Genomic DNA, 21,906 nt, shown 5'->3' with positions numbered 1-21,906 from the left:
AATTTGAAAAATGTCGAGAATCCAGATTATTTTCAGACATAGAATGCAGTAAACCGAACACGTTTATTTTCAGGCCGAATCAAAGCCGGGTCCGGAACTTTTTCTTGACATTCATACTGTTTCGAAAACGCATCAACAACACACGCAAAAGTCCTGATTTTCCCTTTACATGACATTGCATGTACAAAATCAGGAAATTCCATTCTATATCTGGACCAGACAATCAACCGGGACACCACCTTGCAGGAAAGACAGCGCAAGGCGTGTCGCCGGCGCATGCATCCTGCCTTCGTGCACGATGCTGCGCCATGTCCCGTTTCCCGAAACCTTAAGTGACAGATAGGTCTGTTCCAGTAAGGACATGTCAAGACTCAGGTCATGGGGAGAAGGAACCAGTCCCCATGCATGACGCACCACCACGACAAGCAGCGCAATCCCGTCATATCGCCGCACGAAGGCGATGACATGCTTTTCAGCCGCACCCGACACTTCGACCGGTTCATAAGAGCCTTTGGAAAACACAAGGGGATATTGCGCCCGAAACGCCAGAACCTTCTGGAGGAGATACATCTTCACGCCACCTGTGCGCCATTGCGCGGCCTGCTGGTGCAGCGATGTATCCTGCTGGAGCATCGTCTGGCGCAACATGAAATCCACCGGCTGCCGGTTATCGGGATCGACCAGTGAAAAATCCCACAGTTCGGTCCCCTGATACAGGTCCGCAACCCCCGGCAGGGCAAGACGCAGCAAAAGCTGCGCCAGGGAATTCAGCGCGGCGGCAGGTGCGATGGTCGCCACGATCATGTCCATGTCCGCAATGAATGGGCCGGATGCCCGCGGATCCAGCAGGCGCCGCGTGAATTCGCGACAACCATCTTCATACTCCATATCCGGGTCGGTCCAACTGGTGTGACGCTTTGCCTCCCGCAATGCCTTGACCTGCCATGCCACGATCCGGTCATGGAATTCCTGCCGGGCGTCGGCATCCGGCCATGGCACCAGCGGCCATGCCCCCAGCATCGCCTGGTACAGGATCATTTCATCCGCGCGGTCCGGCGTCATGCGACGCCGGCGTAGGTGTGCATTGCGCACGATCCATCGGTTGACCAGATCATGCCATCGCGCCGCAACCTCGCTCAGCACCGCAAGGCGCATGCGCGCGTCTTCGCCACGTTTATGGTCATGCGTCGCGGTGGCCAGCAGCGTATCGGGATATGCCTTGTGACGATGCAGGTTGTCCTTGTGAAACCGTGCAACCGGCAGGGCCATCTTTCCCGGATCGGAACCGACCTCGTTACGCGACAGCAGGCGTCCGTATCGGTAAAAGGATGTGTCTTCGACCGCCTTGGCGGCCAGTGGGGCGGTCAGGTGCTCAAACCGCCGCTGTGCCTCGTGGATGGAGGCATCGCGCGTTCCCGTCCGGCCCAGTATGCCGACAACCCAGTCCATCATGTCATGGCATGATGGCAGCAGATGCGCCTTTGCCCCATGCGCCGCAGCCTTCAGCACGGCATGGTCGGCCTGATATCCGCCCTGCGCATCATCGGAAAAATATGTGCGGTAGAAATGAAATTCCATCAACAGGGCCGAAAGGACAGCCCCAATGCGCCCCACGCTGTAATCACATGTGTCGGCACTGCATTGCGCGATCGCGGCCAGCAGCGTCCGCAGGCCCGACAGTTCGGCCGGAAATACCTCATGGAGGACCAGTGCACGCGCATTGCGTTCCGTATCGGCGAAAGTCGGGTCCGCAATGGCATGGTCACGCCATAACCCGTCCAGCAGCGCAGTCCCGTCAGGGTCATGCAGCATGGCGGAAACCTGATCCATGAAATCATAACCGGTCGTTCCGTCCACCTGCCACGATGGGGGCAGGTGTTCGCGCTCATGCAGGATCTTTTCTACATGGATCGAAAGATGTTGCGGGGCCGTGGCCGGACGCAGGTGCTGCACGGCCATCAGGCGCTGGCGCAGGCGCAGGCAGTAGGCCGCAGGTTCGGTCAGGCCATCGACATGATCCACCCGCACCCCGTCAATCAGGCCATCGGCATACAGGTCAAGAATATGGCCATGCACGGCATCGAACACATCCTCATGTTCCACACACAACGCGGCAAGGCCGGTAATGTCGAAAAAACGCCGCCAGTTGATAAGGTCCGGTGTCGTGCGCCACCATGCCAGCCGGAAGGACTGCCGCCCCAGCAGTTCATGCAGGGCCGAACGCCCGCAGGCCGTGCGCGTATCATGCCGTTCCATAATGCGCGCGATCGCGGCCTGCCCGTCCGCTGTCGCCCCCCATGCCGCCAGTCGCGACAGGGCAGGGACGTCGCCCCGGCACCCGGCCCCCGCGGGTGTGAGTGCCCCAAGTTCCGCGCACAGATCGGCAGGCGCACCCACATCGGCCAGCAGGGCGGCATAATGACGGGGGCAGACAGGGAAGCGGTGTTCATGATGATGGACGAAGAACATGCCCGTCTGCGCCTCATGGGCGAGGCGCAGCATCCCGTCGCGCAGCGCCGCCCCATAGGACCGGTCCAGGAAAGGCACCAGAATCCGCCCATGCAGCCACGGGGCAAAGGCGTCCCAGTCAATGTCGAAATAATGCGCATGCACGCTGTCGCGGCCCCAGGCCAGCACATCCTCCCACCACCGGTTGCCCGCCCCGCCGACCGCCATGTGGTTGGGCACGATATCGGCAATCAGCCCCATTGCATGCGCACGCAGGCACGCAACAAGGCGGCACAGCGCATCGCGCCCGCCAAGTTCGGGATTGACCCGCCCGTAATCAAGGGTGTCATAGCCATGCATCGACCCCGGCCGTGCCGTCAGGATGGGAGAGGCATAGACATGGCTCAGCCCCAGCCGGGCAAAATAGGGAACCCGGGCAGCCGCATCGTCGAGCGTGAACCCCGCATGCAGTTGCAGCCTGATGGTTGCGCGCAATCCGTTCATGGTGCTTCACGTCCCCGGCGCAGCAGCGCCAGCCGATGCATTGCATCGGGGCATGACAGGAGGGGATGCCCACTGGCCGGGTAACGGCGTCGCCAGTTGGGATGGCCATCGACCGTGCCGGGCAGGTTTGGCTGCTCCACCAGGCCCAGCACATCCTCAAGCGGCAGGATCGCCAGTTCGGCGCAGGAGAGGCCGATAAACCGCGCGGCCGCGTCCACCACGCTTTGCGCGCCTTCGGGTGTCAGCGGCGGCAGGGGGGCATGTTCGCCCCCGCCCAAGGCATGCCACAGGGCCTTGCGGTCCGCCTGCCGCTGCGCGCGCATCGTGCGCTGGTGCTGGCGCGGGCCTGCCTGCCTGAGGCGTTCGCGCCAGTCGAGATCGCTTCCCAGCCACCATCCCGCCACGGTGGGCAGGTCATGGGTGGAGGTCATGGCGACCGAACCGGCCGCCCATTCCCGTGGCGCCATGAACGTGCCGTCCGCATGGCGCTGGAACCACAGGACACTCATCCCCATGATGGCGTGCCGACGCGCGTCGCGACGAAAGGAGGGGGCGACCGTCCCGAGGTCTTCCCCCACCACAACGGCATCATGCCGCACGGATTCCAGCGCGATCAGGCGCATCAGTTCCGTCCCCGGAAAGGCGAGGTAGGCCCCGTCCATGGGGCTGCCGCCTTCGGGTATGATCCACAGCCGCTGCAGCCCCATGACATGATCGATCCGCAGGCCCCCGCCATGGGCGAACCCCGCGCGCAGGGTCTGGATGAAGGCCGCATACCCATGACGGCGCAGGCCGATGGGCGAAAAACCGGTCAGGCCCCAGTTCTGGCCCATCGGGCTGAGCACATCGGGGGGAGCACCGACCGAAAGGCCTGTCAGGAACTGCTCATGCTGCGCCCAGCACTGGCTCCCGCCGGGATCAACGCCTACGGCAAGGTCCATGATCAGGCCGATCTTCATGCCGGCATTGCGCGCGCCCTCGCACGCACGGCGCAGGCTGGTGGCCGCCATCCATTGCATGAACCCGTGGAACTGCACCTCGGCGGCATGGGAACGCGCGAAATCACGCACCTCCTCGCTATCGGGACAGCGCAGGGAGGGCGGCCACATGCGCCAGTTCCCGCCCTGCGGCCCCTTGCGGATCTCCTGCGCATGCAATGCCTCGAAAATGGCATGCCGCCGCAGGGCCTCGCCCCCCATGGTGATGAACTCGGTCATGGCGGCAGGTGGGGCGGGCACGATGACATGCTCATACAGCCGACGCAGCAGGCGCATGCGCACCTGCGCCACCTGCGGCCAGTCGATCAGGTCCGCATCCTGCAGGCGTGACAGCAGATCCGGCGCCTCCTTTTGCGCATGCATCGCCATGGTGATGTCATGCGCGCTGAAGACGCAGTACGGATCGGCCAGCAGCACATTAAGGAACAGGCGGCTGGAGGGGGAATAGGGGCTGTACTGTCCCGGCGCCGCGGCGAACATCGCGTGGACCGGACTCAGCGCCAGCGCATCCGCCCCCTGCGCCGCCGCCTGCCGTGCAAGCGATTCCACGGCGCTGAAACTGCCGATGCCCCCGTCATGGGGCATCCGCAGGCCATAGATCTGCGCCGCCACCCCCCACAGGCGCGGATGACGCCGCCCCGCCCGCATCGCGACACTGCAGCAGCGCGCGGGGGCCATGGCCAGGGTCGTCATGCCATCATGCAGGTACAGCCGGTGATATCCGGGCACCGTCACGGCGGGCAGCATGCAGGTGTCCGCGTCATGGGGATGAAGGAATCCCTCCACACTGCCACCATCCTCCAGCTCCAGCCGGAAGGCGCCCGTCCCATGGAACACGCCCGCGGGAAGGGGCGTGGGACGGTCAACCTCGCTTACCAGCAGTGGCGGCAGGAGCGGGGCATCGTTCAGGGCGGCCTCCTCCTTGTGCAGCACACGCAGGAGGTGGCGCAGGCTGTCATTGCCAACATGGTGCATCCGCCCCGTGGCATCGCGCCAGCGACGGCTCAGCCCAAGGGCGCGGGCACGCGCGGAAAGGGTGCGCTCATCCACCATGACCTCCCTCCGTCATGAAGACCCTGATGCCATATCCCGGCAGCCCCACCGGCCCATCCCCCCCCACATCCGGGAAGGCATGGATCAGCCTGTCGGCGCAGGGAGGGACATCCGCCACGGCTTCGCCCCCCAGGTTGAGCATGATCGTCAGGATCGCACCGTCATTCATGCGCCAGCGTGCCAGAACCGCACGGTTGCCAATCGCATGGGCGTCGAGCGCATGCGCGCCCCGCAGGCGCGGGATGATCCATTTCGTCCGCAGCGCCAGCAGGTGTGTGGTCAGGTTGATCCGGTCCTGCGCCCGTGGCGTCTGGCGATCGGATTGCGGCAGGCGGCTGGCCTCGAACGTTGCGGGATCGTTGGGATCGGGAATGGTCTCGCGCACCGCCGGGTCGGAGAAATGTGAAAACGCCGCCAGTTCCCTGCGCCGCCCGTCACGCACCACATGGCCCAGTGCCGCGTGATGGCTGGTGAAAAACAGGAACGGGCGCGTGCTGCCCCATTCTTCCCCCATGAACAGCATCGGGATCTGCGGACACAGCAGCAGCAGCGCATAGGCCACGCGCAGGGCACGGGGGTTCGCCAGGACATCCAGACGCTCGCCAAAGGCACGATTGCCGATCTGGTCATGATTTTGCAGGAACAGGATGAAACTGGTGGCGGGCAGGTCGCCACCCGGACTACCGCGCGGATGGCCGGTGACGGGTTCAATTTGTCCCTGGAACAGGAACCCGTCACGCAGGACCGTGGCGAGTTCGCGGGTCGTGCCGGTTTCAAAATTGCCGTAATATCCCTCATGTTCGCCCGTCAGCAGGACATGCAGGACGTTGTGGCCGTCATCATTCCACTGCGCATCGAATCCGCGCCGCAGCAGGTCGGCATCGTTGTTGCGGTTTTCCAGCATCAGGTGCACCCGCCGTCCCGGTTCGACACATTCGCGCACGCGCACCAGCAGTTCCAGCAGCCAGTCGCGTTCCGTAATCGCATCCACCGCATCCAGCCGCAGCCCGTCGAAACGGAATTCCATCAGCCAGTACAACGCATTTTCAAGGAAGTATGTCCGTACCTGCGGCACGGCGAAATCAATGGCCGCTCCCCATGCCGTATGCGACCCGGCGCGAAACAGGGGTGCTGCGTATTCGGCCAGGTAATTCCCGTCCGGGCCGAAATGGTTATAGACGACATCAAGAAAAACCATCAGCCCGATACGATGCGCGGTATCGACCAGCATCTTCAGGTCATCCACCGTCCCGTAGGCGGACTCCGGGGCATAGGGCAGCACGCCGTCATAGCCCCAGTTGCGGCCGCCCGGAAATTCCGACAGGGGCATCAGTTCGATGGCCGTGACGCCAAGGGCGGCGATCCGTGGCAGGTCATCGCACAGGGCGCGAAACCCGCCGGCGATGCCGACATGCACCTCGTATATGACGGTCTGTTCCCAACTGCGCCCGGTCCATTGCGTGCTGCGCCATTCGAAAGCGCGCGGATCGACCACCATGCTTGGCCCATGCACGTCATCAGGCTGCGCGCGCGAGGCGGGATCCGGCACGACCAGGTCCGGACCGACGCGATAGCGGTATCGCGCCCCGGCCCCAACAGGTGCGATACATTCAAAATACCCATCCGCCGTCGCATGCATCACCCTGTCGGGATGCCCGTCAAGGAGAAGGGAGACGTACGTGCACGAAGGCGCCCACAGCCGGAACAGCGTGCGTGACGGGTCCAGCAGCGTGGCCCCCATCGTGGTGCGATAGGCATGGCGTGCGCTCATGACGGGATCTCTTTCGCTACACTGTACGGGGTAAAGGACATGAACTGCACCGAAGAGGCGGCAACCCGGAAGGTCCGCGAAACCTTCATCCCCGTCCGCGGCCCGAACGGGTCCGCACTGTCGAGCAGCAGCACCCAGTCCCCTTCGACGTCGGGCAGGGTGCAGGTGGCCTCCTGAAAGCCGGGGTTGAGCAGCAGGAACGTGACATCCGTCCCCCCACCGGGACAGCGGCAGGCACGGCACAGGCCAAGGACACGGTCGTTGGGGTCATTCCACCGTTCCGGCGTCATCGCCGTACCGTCTGCGGCATGCCACGAAATATCGGTGATGTCGGGCGAAGGGCAGTGCCGGGCATGCCAGAACGTATCCCCCCGCACGGAGGGATGCGCACGGCGCAGGGCGGTCAGCAGGGCGACGTAATCATGCATCCCGCGCCCCTGCGGATGGTCAAGCAGGGACCAGTCCAGCCAGCTTGTCGCATTATCCTGGCAATAGGCATTGTTGTTGCCCTGCTGCGTCTGCCCGAACTCGTCTCCCGCCAGAAGCATCGGCGTGCCCTGCGCCAGCAGCAGCGTCGCCAGCATGCCGCGACGGACAAGGGTGCGGACATGCGTGATGGCGGGATCGTGGGTCGGCCCCTCGATGCCCCAGTTGGCGCTCAGGTTATCGGAATGGCCGTCCTGCCCGTTTTCGCCGTTGGCCTCGTTATGGCGTTCGGCATAACTGACCTGGTCCATCAGCGTGAAGCCGTCATGCGCGGTGACGAAATTGATGGAGGCCGTCGGACGTCGCCCCCGGCGGTCGAACAGGTCGCCCGAACCCGACAGGCGCACGGCCATGTCCCCGCGCTGCAGCGCATCGCCACGCCAGAACCGGCGCGTCGTATCGCGGAAACGGTTGTTCCATTCCGAAAGGCCGGGCGGAAAATTGCCAAGCTGGTACCCACCCGGCCCCGGATCCCACGGTTCCATGATGAGCTTTAGCCGCGAGAGCACCGGATCCTGCCGCAGGGCGTCGAAAAAGCCGGAGCACGGGTCAAAGCCGTAGGATTCCCGCGCCAGCGTGGTACCAAGGTCAAAGCGGAACCCGTCAACATGGAACTCCGTCGCCCAGTAGCGCAGGGAGTCCATGACCATCTGCAGGACGCGCGGATGCGAAAGGTTCAACGTGTTCCCGCATCCGGTATCATTGATGAAATGCCGCTCATCCGACGGGACCAGCCGGTAATAGGTGGCATTGTCCAGCCCGCGCCACGACAGGGTGGGGCCGAGTTCGTTGCCTTCGCACGTATGGTTGTACACCACATCAAGGATGACCTCGATCCCCGCCGCGTGCAGGCGCCGGATGGCGACGCGTATCTCATGCAGTGACCCGTCGGACAGGTAGGCCGCATGCGGGGCGAAAAATCCCAGCGTGCTGTAGCCCCAGTAATTCGTCAGCCCCCGCTCCAGCAGGAAGCGGTCGCGCGCAAAGGCCTGCACCGGCATCAGCTCAAGAGAGGTCACGCCCAGCTTTGTCAGGTAGTCGAGGGTGCGCGGGTGCGACAGGGCGCGGAACGTGCCGCGTTCGGCCACGGGCATGTCTTCACGCAGGACGGACAGGCCGCGCACATGCGCCTCCATGATGACACTCTGCCCCCATGGCACGTCGGGTCGGCGGTCATTCCCCCATTCGCAGGTATCGCCGCCGCCCACGACGCATTTGGGCATCGCCTGCCCGCTGTCGCGCCGGTCAAAGGACAGGTCGCCGCGCTGTGCGCCGATCCGGTATCCAAACAGCGCATCCGACCAGACCAGTGCGCCATGCAGGCCCCGCGCATAGGGGTCGAGCAGCAGTTTGTGCGGGTTGAAGCGATGTCCCCGCAGCGGGTCATACGGACCAAAGGCGCGAAACCCGTACAGCAGGCCGGGACGCGCATCAGGCAGATAACCATGCCAGACTTCGTCTGTGTATTCCGGCAGGCACATCCGTGCCACTTCCCGACGTCCCGCCTTGTCGAATATGCACAGGTCGATCCGCTGCGCATGGGCGGAAAACACGGCAAAATTGACCCCCAGCCCATCCCATGTCGCCCCCAGCGGAAAGGGGCGGCCCGCATGCAGGGTGGTGGGCCACGATGTCGTCATGACCCCACCCGCGCCATGCTGAGATACAGGACGCCAAGCGGGGGCAGCGTCAGCACGCAGGCATGGCCGTGCCCATGTATCGCGTACGGCCTGCTCTGCACGCCACCGCCGTTGCCGACGCCGGATCCGCCATATGCGATGGCGTCGCTGTTGAAAATCTCGTGCCAGTACCCCTCATGGGGCACGCCGACATGGTAGTCGTGGCGCACTTCCGGCGTCATGTTGCACATGATCAGGACCGGCGCATTGTCCGGGTCATGGCGCATCCATGCAAAGACGCTGTTGGTCATGTCATCGGCGATGACCCATGCAAAACCGCCGGGAACACAGTCCCCGCGATGCAGCGCGGGACAGGCACGATAGAGACGGTTGAGGTCGCCTGCCATGCGCCGCGTCCCCGCAGCCAGGGAAAGGTCGGCCGTCTCCCACGGCAGTTGCCCATCCGGGTTCCACGCGATGTCCGGCGCGAATTCCTGTCCCATGAACGCAAGCTTCTTGCCCGGCCATGCCCACAGGAAGGACAGGTAGATACGCAAGGTTGCATGCCTGCGCCATGCATCCCCGGGGAAGCGTGAAAGCAGGGAAGGGGTCGCATGCGCCGTCTCCGCATGGGAATGGCACAGGATGTATTTTTCCGAAAATGCCTGTGCGGACTGCGCGATTATTTCACCATGATGCTGGCCGCGCCATTGGGGGTCATGTTCCAGATAGGTGCGCAGGCCGCATGGCGTGGCGCGGTTCCATTCAAAGGAAAAGCCGTATCCGCCCCGTTCGACCGGCATCGTGATGCCGGAACCGGGCAGGCCACCGGAGGCGATGACCAGTGCGTCGGGCACCCGCTGCGCAATGGCCATGTTGAGTTCGCGCATGAAAGCGGCGATTTCATCACGATGCTCGGCCGCGCACCCGCGCAGATCCACGCGCAGGCCATCGACATGGTAATGCTCCAGCCACATCAGGGCACTCGCGATCAGGAAACCGCGGACCTCCGGACGGCCAAGGTTGCACGACAGGGGCGTCCCTTCCGCCGCCGATCGGTCATGGGGACGCGGGTGCGGATGTTCGTACAGCGCCGTTCCGTCAAAACAGGCAATCCCATGCAGGTCCGGCGGCAGGCGGTCGGGGATCCAGTCCAGGATGACGCCAATCCCCACGCCATGACATGCATCGACCAGGCGACCGAACCCGTCCGGCGGCCCATGCCGGGCCGAGGGGCAGAACAGGCCCAGCGGCACCCCGCCCCATGACCATCCGGTCGGGTGTTCCATGACCGGCAGGAAACCGGCATGCGTGAACCCGGCCGCCTGGACATGGGGAACAAGTGCTGCCGCAAGTTCATCCCACGACATGGTCAGCGCCGGATCCCCCTTGGGCCGCCGCCATGACGGGGCGTGAAGCGCATATATCGTGATGGGGGCGTTATCGGCCTGCCGTCGGGCACGATCACGCATCCACACCTCATCCGTCCAGGGAAGGTCCCCCGACGTGCCGATGACAGAGGCCGTGGCGGGCGGTATTTCCGCCTGTCGTGCGAAAGGGTCGGACTTGTGCGGGACAATGCGTCCCTGCGCATCAAGGATTTCGTATTTGTAGCGTTCACCGGGGCCAAGGCCGGGAATGAAAATCTCCCATATCCCCACGTCCGGACGCAGGCGCATCGGGTGGCGCCGCCCGTCCCATATGTTGAAATCCCCGATGACCGACACACGCCGCGCATGCGGCGCCCAGACCGCAAAGCGCACGCCCGCCACCGCATCGACCTGCATGGGATGCGCGCCCATGATCCGGTCAAGCCCGGTGGCCCGGCCGCTGGAAAACAGTTCGAGTTCACGTTCGGAAAGCAGGGCAGGGAAGGCATACGGGTCTTCCGTCTCCTCCACCCCGTCCGCCCACGTGATCCGCAGGCGATAGGAAGCGCCGGCCGGGACATACCCGACATAAAGGCCGGTATCGTCAATCCGGCGCATGGCACGTTCGGCCCATCCCCCCTGCGTACGACGGATCACCAGCCGTACCCGCCGCGCATCGGGATAGAAGACGCGCACGATATCGACAGCCCCCGCATTATGACGGCCCAGGATGGAAAACGGTTCCCCACATGTGCCATCCAGCAGGGCCTCCGTGCCATCGGGCAGGACATAGAGCGTCTTGTCATCTGATCTGGGCATTGCTCAGCCGCCTTCCGCATGCCCGGACCTGCGGGCGACCAGCCTCATCCCTGATATCCCGGACGGGGCCGGGACGTACGCAGGCGTGGCTGGCGCGCAATCCTGCGCCGGGCAGCAGTAGCAGCCGTGCGATCCGCACGATGGAGGGAGACGACATTCCCGCCGGCATCTTCCCTTGATCGCGCGCGCGCAACCACCATGCGGAACAGGTCGGCATATTGCGCGGCCTTTCCGGACCATGACACATCATATGCCACCGCGTTGCGCTGCAGGATGGCCCATGCCTGCCGGTCGCGAAAGGTCGTGTGCGCCCGTCTGATCGCCGCAAGCAGCGTCGTTGCGTCCACGGGTGAAAACAGGAACCCCGTCGCGGAATTCCCCGCCATGGCCGCCGCGTTGGCATCAACGATGGTATCCGCCAGCCCGCCGACACGCGCGGCAATCGGCACGCCGCCATAATGGCACGCACTCATCTGCGTCAGGCCACACGGTTCGAACCGCGAAGGCATCAGCAGCGCATCCACCGAGGCAGGCATGCGATGGCCCAGCGCCTCGCTATAGCCGATATGGCAGGCGAACCGGCGCGGAAAGCGGCGCTGCAAGATGGACAGTTCGCGCTGGATCGACAGGCTGCCGCTGCCCACCACGACCAACTGGATATTGTCGCCAAAAAGGTCCGCCGCCACATCCGGCAACAGGTCGATGCCCTTTTGCATCGTCAGGCGGCTGACAATCCCCAGCAGGAACGCATCGGGGTCCTGCGGCAGGCCGAATTCCGCCTGCAACGCCCGCTTGTTGGCCGCCCGCCCCGCAATGTCGCGCAGGCGGTAGGGAAAATGCACGTCGGGATCATGTTCGGGATTCCAGATATCGACATCAATGCCGTTGAGTATTCCCGTAAGCATCCGCGCACGTGCCCGCAGCAGCCCATCCAGCCCCATCCCGCCTTCGGGCGTCTGGATTTCACGGGCATAGGTGGGGGAGACGGTCGTGATCCACGCGGCAAAATACAGCCCGGCCTTCAGGAACCCGACCTGCCCGTAATATTCCACCCCCTCCATGCACAGCGCATGCGCGGGCAGGCCCAGCCGGGGCAGGGAGGATGCGGGAAAGCATCCCTGGAACGACAGGTTATGGATCGTCTGCACGACGGGCGGGGCGGGACGCTGGTCATAATGCAGGTACGCCGCCGTCAGCCCCGCCTGCCAGTCATGGGCCTGCACCAGGTCGGGGCAATAACCTTCTATCGCACCGTGCGCGATATGTGCCGCCGCACGCGCCAGTACGGCAAAACGGATGTCATTGTCGGGCCAGTCATTGCCATCGGGGCCTACATACGGATCCCCGGCACGGTCATAGAGCGCGGGAACGTCGAGTATGAAAATATCGTTCCCATGCAAACGGTTTTCCCATATCGCCGCCTCGTGCCCCAGCAGGTCCGAAAACCGTGCAACGCACCGCCCTTCGTTCCGTGCCGCCTGCAGGGCCGGATATCCCGGCAGCAATGTGCGTGTCCTGATGCCATGGGCCAGCAGCGCACGCGGCAGGGTACCCACGATATCCCCAAGGCCGCCCGTCTTTACAAAAGGAAACATTTCCGATGCAACGGAAAGCAGTTCCACCGGGCGGACAGGATGCACGTTGACAAGACTCATCCGCTGGATGCCCCCATTCGAAAAAACCGTGGAATAATCTGTTTTTGTGCAACGCAGCCTGAGCGCGACAGTGCGGCGGTCACGGTTAAGTGATGTGTCTGGGGCGGCAGAAGGGACAGGAGACGATATTACAATCCATTTCAGGTCTGGAATTGCATGATTAATAATACGTAAATCAAATATTTGCGGAATATCAGAAAGTATTGTGGATCCTGCCCGTTCCCCCGCCCGATGCCGCAACCCTCCATGCGGGTATGCCGTATATATCGAAGGGTAATGCCGCATGATCTGCGTCAATTACTGCCCCGCATGGACGACGTATGGAAAAGATGCCTGAAGACTTTGTGGAAATGTGGATCTGAGCATGCATATTTAATCTGGACTGCCCGCCTGCCGTTCGTTGCAAAACAGACACAGCGTTGTATTTCGACATCGCTTTTTTACGTAATGATTCCAGTGCCCGGAGAGCCTGCCGCAATCGTGGCAAAAAACGAGATTTTCGCCATTTCCCGTCTCGACGGGGGGACATTTCATCCTCTAGAGATTAGTGCCGAGGCCAAGAGATGTTCCCGTGATCGTCCAAGCGGGTACCCCTGATATCCCCACACATCCTTTCACGGAGACAGTCATGTCCAATCAGATCAGTCCCCTGGCGGGCAAGCCGGCCCCGGATTCCATTCTGGTCAACATTCCCCGCCTGATGACCGCCTATTTCACGGGCAAGCCGGACCCGAAAATTCCGGCACAGCGCGTATCCTTCGGCACGTCGGGCCATCGTGGCTCCTCGCTGAGCAACAGTTTCAATGAACATCACATCCTGGCCATCAGCCAGGCGATCTGCCTGTACCGTGCAAAGGCCGGGATTACCGGCCCGCTGTTCATCGGCATCGACACGCATGCCCTGTCCGAAGCAGCACTCGCCAGCGCACTGGAGGTCTTCGCCGCCAACAAGGTGGAGGTGATGATCGACCAGGACGGTGGCTATACGCCCACGCCCGTGATCTCCCATGCCATCCTGACCTACAACCATGGCCGCACGACGGACCTGGCGGATGGTGTTGTCATCACGCCGTCGCACAATCCACCCGAAGACGGGGGATTCAAGTACAACCCCCCCAATGGCGGCCCCGCCGATACCGACGTCACGACATGGATCCAGAACAGGGCCAACGACTTCCTTGAGGCAAGGATGGAAGGCGTGCACCGGATCGCGTACGAACAGGCGCTGAAATCCCCGCACATCCATAAATACGACTACATCACGCCCTATGTTGCGGACCTTGAGAACGTCGTTGACATGGCGGCGATCCGTGAGGCGGGCGTGAAGATCGGCATCGACCCCCTGGGCGGGGCGGCCGTGCATTACTGGAAGCCGATCATCGAACGCTATGGCATCAATGCCACGGTCGTCAGCGAGGAGGTCGATCCCACCTTCCGCTTCATGACGGCCGACTGGGATGGCAAGATCCGCATGGACTGCTCCTCCCCTTACGCGATGGCGCGCCTGATTGACATGCGTGACAAATTCGACGTCGCCTTTGCCAATGATACCGACGCAGACCGCCACGGGATTGTCACCCGCACGGCCGGGCTGATGAATCCGAACCACTACCTCTCCGCTGCGATCGCCTATCTGTTCGAACACCGCGCGGGGTGGAGCAAGGATGCAGGCGTTGGCATCACCCTGGTCAGCAGCGCGATGATCGAACGCGTCGCCGGTATGCTCGGGCGCAAATTCGTCGAAATGCCGGTTGGCTTCAAATGGTTCGTCGAAGGGCTGAGCAATGGCTCGCTGGGCTTCTGCGGGGAGGAAAGCGCAGGCGCGTCATTCCTGCGCAAGGATGCCGGTGCATGGTCCACGGACAAGGACGGGATCATCCTGGGGCTGCTGGCGGCGGAAATCACCGCAAAGACCAGGCTGAACCCCAGTCAGATCTATGCACAGTTGACCGAGAAGCTGGGCACGCCCTTCTATGCCCGCATTGACGTGGCGGCCAACCCGGAACAGAAGGCGCTGCTCAAGAAGGTCACCGCGGAACAACTGGACTACCTGAAGGAACTTGGCGGGCAGCCGGTGCGTGCGAAGCTGACGAAGGCGCCGGGCAATGATGTCGCCTTTGGCGGGATCAAGATCACCGCGCAGGACGGATGGTTCGCGGTGCGTCCGTCCGGCACGGAAAATGTCTACAAGATCTATGCCGAGAGCTTCATCAGCGCCGATCATCTCAAGCAGATCCAGCTTGAGGCGCAGCAGGTCGTCTCGACCCTGTTTGAAAAGGCCAAGGCCTGACCTGCCTGCCGGGCCGCCAGATCTGGTGGCCCGGCATATATTCCACCCACCAGACGCAGACGCGGCATGTTTTCAGTCGCCCAGAGGCAGGCTGCGCAATCCTGCCAGGAATATCCGCACCGCCACATCGGTCTGGTAGTGGATTGCCTCACATGTCGGTGCTTCCGTCGCGCAGCCAAGCGTCTGGAGCACGAAATCCCCCACCGTCATCCCGAACAGCATCTTGCCCAGGAACCGGACATTGGTGACGGGATATCCCTGCTGCCTGCAATAGGCCTGCAGCCATGCTTCGAGTGCGTTGTCCTCGCCCCCGGTTTCCAGCGCGGCGATGATTTCACGTACATTTTCGGATTCCGAAGTCTCGGCAATGATCGCCCGGATCAGCGAAATGCGATCAGGCCGCAGGATCGTACGCGCCAGATCGACCAGAAGGCTGGAAAGTTCCTCCTCCGGCGTGCGGGCGTCCGACGCGACCTGCGGCTTCACATCGAACAGCCGTTCGCGGATCAGGATCTGAAACAGTTCCAGCTTTGACGGAAACATCTTGTACAGCGTCCGCTTGGACATGCCGGAACATTCGGCAACCTTGTCCATCGACGCGCCATGGTACCCGTGTTTCTGCAGGACCTTGCATGCGGCCTCCAGAATACGCTCGCGCCTTACGCATTCCTCCATTTCCGGAGGGCGCCCACAGCGCGGCCTGTCCTCCGTAGAGGGCTGAACCGCCTCATGCATTTTGTGGCTGTTGCTGTTTTTCATCACCTCGCCCAGTTACGTGCGCCACCTCGTCATGACGGCTTGACCGCCGTATGGAGACGATATAGTTTTCGTTTCTCGGAAAACCAAGTGGTTTCTTTATCCCATCTCAGTCGGGCACGTCATGCATGTTACGTCTTGAAACGGAATTTTCGGGATGCTGCGGGAGACAGACTGTAAAGGCAAGGTCAAGATTGTGAAAAGCCATTACTATTTTCAGGCCATCGCCCCGGTTGCTGTTCTTCTGGCGCTGGCGGGCTGCAATCGCAAGGCGGCGCCCCCGGCGATGCCGCCACAGCAGGTCAGTGTGGTGACACTCAGGGCGCAGCCCGTTGAAATCCACACCAGCCTGCCCGGCCGCACGGAAGCCTTTGAAATAGCACAGGTCCGCCCACAGGTCAGCGGCGTGATCGAACAGCGGCTGTTTACCGAAGGCACCGATGTCAAGGCGGGGCAGCAACTGTACCAGATTTATGCGGCCCCGTACCAGGCGGCCTATGATTCGGCAAAGGGCCAGCTTGTCCGCGCGCAGGCGGCCGAAATGACGGCCCGTGCGAAACTGACCCGCTATGGCCAGTTGGTGCGCGCCCATGCCGTCAGCCAGCAGGATTATGACGATGCCCTGGCTGCGGAGAAGGAAGCGCAGGGCGAAATCCTGACCGCGCAGGGACAGGTGGAACGTGCCGCCGTGGACCTTGGCTACACCAAGATGAACGCCCCCATCAGCGGGCGGATCGGGCGTTCGATCCTGACGGTCGGCGCGCTGGCGATCGCGAACCAGAGCAACAATGTCGCGATCGTCACGCGCCTTGACCCGATCTATGTTGACGTGAACCTGCCTGCCACCGAACTGCTGCGGTTCCGCCGTGAACTGGCGCAGGGCCGCCTGCAGCGCGAAGGGGACAATGCCGCAAGCATCTCCCTGCAACTGGAGGACGGCACGACATACGAACATGCCGGCCGCATGGAATTTTCCGAAGTCAACGTCGATGAAGCGACCGCCACCGTCGTGGTGCGCGCGATCATGCCCAACCCGGACAAGCTGCTGCTGCCGGGAATGTATGTGCATGCGCAACTGACCGAAGGGACGGACCCGCAGGCGCTGCTGGTGCCGCAGGAAGCCGTCAGCCGCAATTCCCATGGCGACCCGCAGGCCTGGGTCGTGGATCAGGATAACAAGGTGAACCTGCGCCAGATCCAGACCTCGCAGGCCATCGGCACCAACTGGCTGGTGACAGACGGCCTCAAGAGCGGGGAGCGGGTCGTGACCGTGGGCGTGCAGAAAATCCATCCGGGTGCGACCGTCACCCCCGTCGAGGCCCAGCCTGCGGGCAAGGCAGGGTAAGAACATGTCCCTTTCGCGTTTCTTCATCGATCGCCCGGTCTTCGCCTGGGTGATCGGCATCATCATCATGCTGGTGGGCGGGCTGTCGATCTTCTCCCTGCCGATCGCACAGTATCCCTCCATCGCGCCACCACAGATCGCCATCAGCGTGACCTATCCCGGCGCGTCCGCCGATACGGTCAACAACACGGTCGTGCGCCCCATCCTGCAGCAGATGTTCGGGCTGGACCATCTGGAATACATCTCCGCGCAGTCCTATGCGTCGGGGCAGATGGAAATCGACCTGACTTTCGCACAGGGGACGAACCCCGACATCGCGCAGGTGCAGGTGCAGAACAAGCTGCAGCTTGCGCAGCCACGGCTGCCGACCGAAGTCACCGCACAGGGGCTGAGCATCACCAAGGCCGTCAAGAACTTCATGATGGTGATCGCGTTCATCTCCACCGACAACAGCATGAGCGGCGCGGACATCGCCGATTATGTCGCATCGAACATTTCCGATCCCCTCAGCCGCGTGACCGGCGTGGGCGACCATACGCTGTTCGGCTCCGAATACGCGATGCGCATATGGCTCGACCCGTCCAAGCTGTACAAATACGCCCTGACGGTGGGCGACGTGCAGGCCGCGATCCAGTCGCAGAACATTCAGGTCTCCTCCGGTGAACTTGGCGGACTTCCGGCAAAGGCGGGGGCACGGCTGGATGCGACCATCATCGGTCCCACGCGCCTGACCTCGACCGAGGAATTCGAGAAGATCCTGCTCAAGGTCCAGCAGGACGGGTCACAGGTGCGCATCCGCGATGTCGCGCGTGTGGAACTGGGGCCGCAGACCTATAATACCAATTCCTTCTACAACAACATGCCCGCCTCGGGCATGGCGCTGAAACTCGCCCCCGGGGCCAACCAGCTCACGACCGAAACGGCGGTGCGTGCGCAGATTTCGGAACTGGAGAAGTTCTTTCCGCCCGGCCTGAAGACGGTCTATCCGCTCGATACGGAACCGTTCATCGTGCTGTCGATCAAGGAAGTCGTCATCACCCTGATGGAGGCGATCGCCCTTGTGTTCGTGGTGATGCTGATCTTCCTGCAGAATTTCCGCGCCACCCTGATCCCCACCATCGCGGTCCCGATCGTGCTTCTGGGGACGTTCGGCATCCTTGCGGCGCTGGGATTTTCGATCAACACGCTGACCATGCTGGCCATGGTGCTGGCGGTGGGCCTGCTGGTGGATGACGCGATCGTCGTGGTCGAGAATGTCGAACGCGTCATGACGGAAAAGAACCTCTCCCCGGTGGAGGCATCGCGCCAGTCGATGGACGAAATCTCCGGCGCGCTGGTGGGCATCGTGCTGGTGCTGACGGCGGTGTTCCTGCCGATGGCGGCCTTCAGCGGCTCGACCGGGGTGATCTACCGCCAGTTTTCCATCACCATCGTCGCGGCGATGTGGCTGTCGGTGCTGGTGGCCATGGTCATCACGCCGGCGCTGTGCGCAACGATGCTCAAGCCCGGCACGCATGAAAAGACCAAGGGGCTGGCAGGCTGGTTCAACCGCCATTTCACGCGCATGACCACTGGTTACATGAATGGCGTGACCCGCATCATCGGGCATGCCGGGGCCGGGATGCTGGCCTTTGCGGTGGTGACGGCGGGTGTTGCCTTCCTGTTCATGCGGCTTCCCGCGGGCTTCCTGCCGGACGAGGACCAGGGCCTGATCTTCGGCCAGATCACGATGCCCCCCGGCACGCCGATGGAACAGACCGCCATCGTCAACCGCAAGGTCGCGGACTATATCCTCAAGACCGAAGGGAAGAATGTCGAATCCGTCTATTCCATGAACGGCTTCAACTTCGCCGGGCAGGGACAGACGGCGGGTGCGTTTTTCATCCGCCTGAAGGACTGGGACGAACGTCCGGCGGCATCGCAGACTTCCGCCGCGATCGCGATGCGCATCATGATGCATTTCTGGACCGATCCGGTGGCGCAGATCTTCGCCATCAATCCGCCTGCGGTGCTGGAACTGGGCAACGCCAGCGGCTTCGACCTCGAACTGGAGGACAGGGGCCATCTTGGTCATGACAAGCTGCTGGCCGCGCGCAACATGGTGCTGGGACTGGCCAGCAAGGATCCCCGCCTTGTCGCGGTGCGTCCGAACGGGATGGAGGACGCCCCGCAGTACCATCTGGACATCGACCGTGAGAAGGCAAACGCGCTTGGCCTGACCATTGCCGATATCAACACCACGGTCGAAGGCGCGCTGGGTTCGATCTATGTCAACCAGTTCCTGCGCGATGACCGTGTGAAGCAGGTCTATATCCAGGGCGAACCCGACGCCCGCATGATCCCCGATGACCTGAACAAATGGTATATCCGCAATATCACCGGCTCCCTCGTGCCGTTCAATTCCTTTGTGTCCGGCACATGGATCATGGGGCCGCAGAAGGTGGAGGATTATAACGGCCTCAACTCCTTTGAAATCCTGGGACAGCCTGCGGCCGGCTATAGCTCGGGCGATTCAATCGCGGCCATGAAGGACATCCTGGCCAAGCTGCCATCAGGTATCGGATATGAATGGACCGGCCTGTCCTTTGAACAGATGGCATCGGGTTCGTCCACCGGGCCGCTTTACGCACTGGCCGTTATCGTCATCCTGCTGTGCCTTGCCGCGCTTTATGAAAGCTGGGCCATCCCGTTCGCCGTGCTGCTGGTGATTCCGCTTGGCGTGCTGGGCGCGATTGCCGCGACCCTGTCGCGCGGGCTTGCCAACGATGTGTATTTCCAGGTGGGGCTGCTGACCACCGTGGGGCTGGCGGTCAAGAACGCCATCCTGATCGTGGAATTCGCCAAGGCCTTCTTCGAACAGGGCAGGTCACTCGAAGAGTCGGTGATGGAGGCGGGACGCGAACGCCTGCGTCCCATCCTGATGACCTCGATCGCCTTCGTGGTCGGCGTCTTCCCGCTGGCGATTGCGACCGGCGCGGGGTCGGCCGCACGCGTGGCCATCGGCACCGCCGTTGTCGGCGGCATGCTGACGGCGACATTGCTGGCAGTCTATTTCGTGCCGCTGTTCTTTGTCGTGGTCCTGCGCCTGTTCAAGGTGCGCCGCATGAGCGAACGCGCGCAACCCACCACACCAGCCCCTGAAATCCCGGGGGGAGACCACTGATGAAACGCTCTTCCCTCCATGGTCTGGCCCTCGGCACCGCGGCAGCGCTGCTGGCGGGCTGCACCATGATCCCACATTACAAGCGCCCGGCCGCCCCGGTGTCCCAGAACTGGCCGACCTATGGCGGGGACAGCCAGGCGGTGGGGGAGAACACGCTGGCAGCCAACCTTGGCTGGTCGGAGTTCTTTACGGATGCACGGCTGAAGGCACTGATCGCCATTGCCATCCGTGACAACCGCGACCTGCGTGAAGCCGCCGCCAATATCCGCCGCGCGCAGGGACAGTTCGACATCCAGCATGCCGGCCTGTTCCCGCAGATCGGCGGCAATGGCGGGGCCATGTTCCAGGGTCCGTCCAGCGCCGCTGGCCTGAGCTTTGCTCCGGGTCTCGATGCGCAGGCCAATCCGCCCCTGTTCAAATACTTCAATATGGGCATTGGCTTTTCGTCGTACGAAATCGACCTGTTCGGACGCATCCGCAGCCTGTCGCGTGAAGCCGCGGAACATGCGCTGATGCAGCGCGAAAATGCCCGCGCCATGCTGATCAGCGTGATTTCGCAGGTTGCCAACGCCTATATCTCATGGCTCGGGGATGAACAGGCGCTGCACCTGTCCGAGGCGACACAGGCATCGCAGCAGGCGACGCTCGACATGACCCGCGCCAAGTTCGAACATGGCGAGGCGGATCAGCTTACCCTGCGGCAGGCTGAAACACAGGTGGAACAGAGTGCTGCGTTCGCCGCGGACTCCCGGCGTCATGTGGAGCAGGACAAAAACCTCATCACGCTGCTGATCGGTGCGCCGATCCCCGACAACCTGCCGCCTGCAAGCCCCTTCGGGCAGCAGACCGTCCTGCGTGACCTGCCGCCCGGCCTGCCGTCCGATGTGCTGGAACACCGCCCGGACATCATTTCGGCGGAACATGACCTGAAGGCTGCAAATGCCGATATCGGTGCGGCCAAGGCAGCGTTCTATCCCCGCATCACCCTGACCGCATCCGACGGGATCAGCAGCCTGCAGCCGCATCGACTGTTCACGTCGGCTGCAACCACATGGGGCGTTTCCCCACAGTTGCAGGTGCCACTGCTGAGCTGGGGGCAGAACAGCGGTAACCTGAAGGCGTCGCGCGCCATGCGTAACGTCAAGGTCGCGGCCTATGAAAAAACGGTTCAGACCGCTTTCCGCGAAGTCGCCGACGCCCTGGCGGCGCGCGCGGCGTACCATGATGAAGGCGAACAGGTGGACAAGCTGGTCACATCCTCGGCCGATGCCTATCGCCTGGCCAAAATGCGGTATGAGGCCGGAACGGATTCCTACCTGACCTCCCTGGAATCCCAGCGCTCACTCTATCAGGCGCAACAGTGGCAGATCTTCGTGCTGGTCTCGAAATACCAGAACCTTGTCACGCTTTATCGCGCGCTTGGTGGCGGATGGACCGAAAAAACGGTCCAGAACACGGCCCCTGCCACCAAGAATCCGGGCAAGCAAGGATAAACCGTGCCAGAAGGGCCGGTAACATTTAAAAGTTTTTGGTGAAGCTTTTTTCAGGGTCTGTTGGGAATTAACGCGAATTGATGATTGCGGCGGTGAGATAAATCATCGCTGCGAATGATCTGTCGGTCTTGTCGCT

General features: G+C 62.7%; 11 protein-coding genes. 4 read left to right on the top strand and 7 right to left on the bottom strand.

Annotation, left to right across the window (positions count from 1 at the left end):
• Window positions 1-204: 204 nt before the first annotated feature.
• The 6 genes from treY to glgA are packed head-to-tail and all read right to left on the bottom strand — an operon-like array spanning window position 205 to window position 12,723.
• Window positions 205-2,952 carry a malto-oligosyltrehalose synthase gene (gene treY, locus HNH97_RS00195; protein WP_171789412.1) on the bottom strand — a complete coding sequence of 916 codons (2,748 nt, stop codon included), beginning with the start codon at window positions 2,950-2,952 and terminating at the stop codon, window positions 205-207.
• Window positions 2,949-5,003, bottom strand: a complete 2,055-nt coding sequence (gene malQ / locus HNH97_RS00190) for a 4-alpha-glucanotransferase (protein ID WP_216657463.1) — start codon at window positions 5,001-5,003, stop codon at window positions 2,949-2,951. Before malQ ends, treY begins: the two co-directional genes overlap by 4 nt.
• Window positions 4,993-6,774 carry a malto-oligosyltrehalose trehalohydrolase gene (gene treZ / locus HNH97_RS00185; RefSeq protein ID WP_171789411.1) on the bottom strand — a complete coding sequence of 594 codons (1,782 nt, stop codon included), beginning with the start codon at window positions 6,772-6,774 and terminating at the stop codon, window positions 4,993-4,995. Before treZ ends, malQ begins: the two co-directional genes overlap by 11 nt.
• Window positions 6,771-8,900 (bottom strand): glycogen debranching protein GlgX, encoded by a 2,130-nt coding sequence (gene glgX, locus HNH97_RS00180; protein ID WP_171789410.1) that lies wholly within the window; start codon window positions 8,898-8,900, stop codon window positions 6,771-6,773. Before glgX ends, treZ begins: the two co-directional genes overlap by 4 nt.
• Window positions 8,897-11,068 carry a 1,4-alpha-glucan branching enzyme gene (gene glgB, locus HNH97_RS00175; RefSeq protein WP_171789409.1) on the bottom strand — a complete coding sequence of 724 codons (2,172 nt, stop codon included), beginning with the start codon at window positions 11,066-11,068 and terminating at the stop codon, window positions 8,897-8,899. Before glgB ends, glgX begins: the two co-directional genes overlap by 4 nt.
• Before the next feature lie 44 nt (window positions 11,069-11,112).
• Window positions 11,113-12,723: a glycogen synthase GlgA gene (gene glgA, locus HNH97_RS00170; protein WP_171789408.1), complete on the bottom strand. Its 1,611-nt coding sequence runs from the start codon at window positions 12,721-12,723 to the stop codon at window positions 11,113-11,115.
• Window positions 12,724-13,351: 628 nt separating this feature from the next.
• Here glgA and pgm point away from each other — a divergent pair.
• Window positions 13,352-15,013 carry a phosphoglucomutase (alpha-D-glucose-1,6-bisphosphate-dependent) gene (gene pgm, locus HNH97_RS00165; protein WP_171789407.1) on the top strand — a complete coding sequence of 554 codons (1,662 nt, stop codon included), beginning with the start codon at window positions 13,352-13,354 and terminating at the stop codon, window positions 15,011-15,013.
• Window positions 15,014-15,085: 72 nt separating this feature from the next.
• Here pgm and HNH97_RS00160 read toward each other — a convergent pair whose 3' ends face one another.
• Window positions 15,086-15,688, bottom strand: coding sequence for a TetR/AcrR family transcriptional regulator (locus HNH97_RS00160; protein WP_171789406.1), 603 nt, complete (start codon window positions 15,686-15,688; stop codon window positions 15,086-15,088).
• Window positions 15,689-15,926: 238 nt separating this feature from the next.
• Between HNH97_RS00160 and HNH97_RS00155 the strand changes: the two genes are divergently transcribed.
• Genes HNH97_RS00155 through HNH97_RS00145 form a run of 3 tightly spaced genes read left to right on the top strand, consistent with a single transcriptional unit; the run spans window position 15,927 to window position 21,770 of the window.
• Window positions 15,927-17,114, top strand: a complete 1,188-nt coding sequence (locus HNH97_RS00155; protein ID WP_171789405.1) for an efflux RND transporter periplasmic adaptor subunit — start codon at window positions 15,927-15,929, stop codon at window positions 17,112-17,114.
• Window positions 17,115-17,118: 4 nt separating this feature from the next.
• Window positions 17,119-20,277 (top strand): efflux RND transporter permease subunit, encoded by a 3,159-nt coding sequence (locus HNH97_RS00150; RefSeq protein WP_171789404.1) that lies wholly within the window; start codon window positions 17,119-17,121, stop codon window positions 20,275-20,277.
• Window positions 20,277-21,770, top strand: a complete 1,494-nt coding sequence (locus tag HNH97_RS00145) for an efflux transporter outer membrane subunit (protein WP_110912668.1) — start codon at window positions 20,277-20,279, stop codon at window positions 21,768-21,770. The genes HNH97_RS00150 and HNH97_RS00145 overlap by 1 nt, the downstream gene beginning before the upstream one ends.
• The last annotated feature ends 136 nt before the right edge of the window (window positions 21,771-21,906 follow it).

Origin of the sequence: Gluconacetobacter entanii (assembly GCF_013155425.1) — a bacterium.
Taxonomy (GTDB): Bacteria; Pseudomonadota; Alphaproteobacteria; order Acetobacterales; family Acetobacteraceae; genus Novacetimonas; species Novacetimonas entanii.
This window is presented reverse-complemented; position numbering and strand designations above follow the sequence as displayed.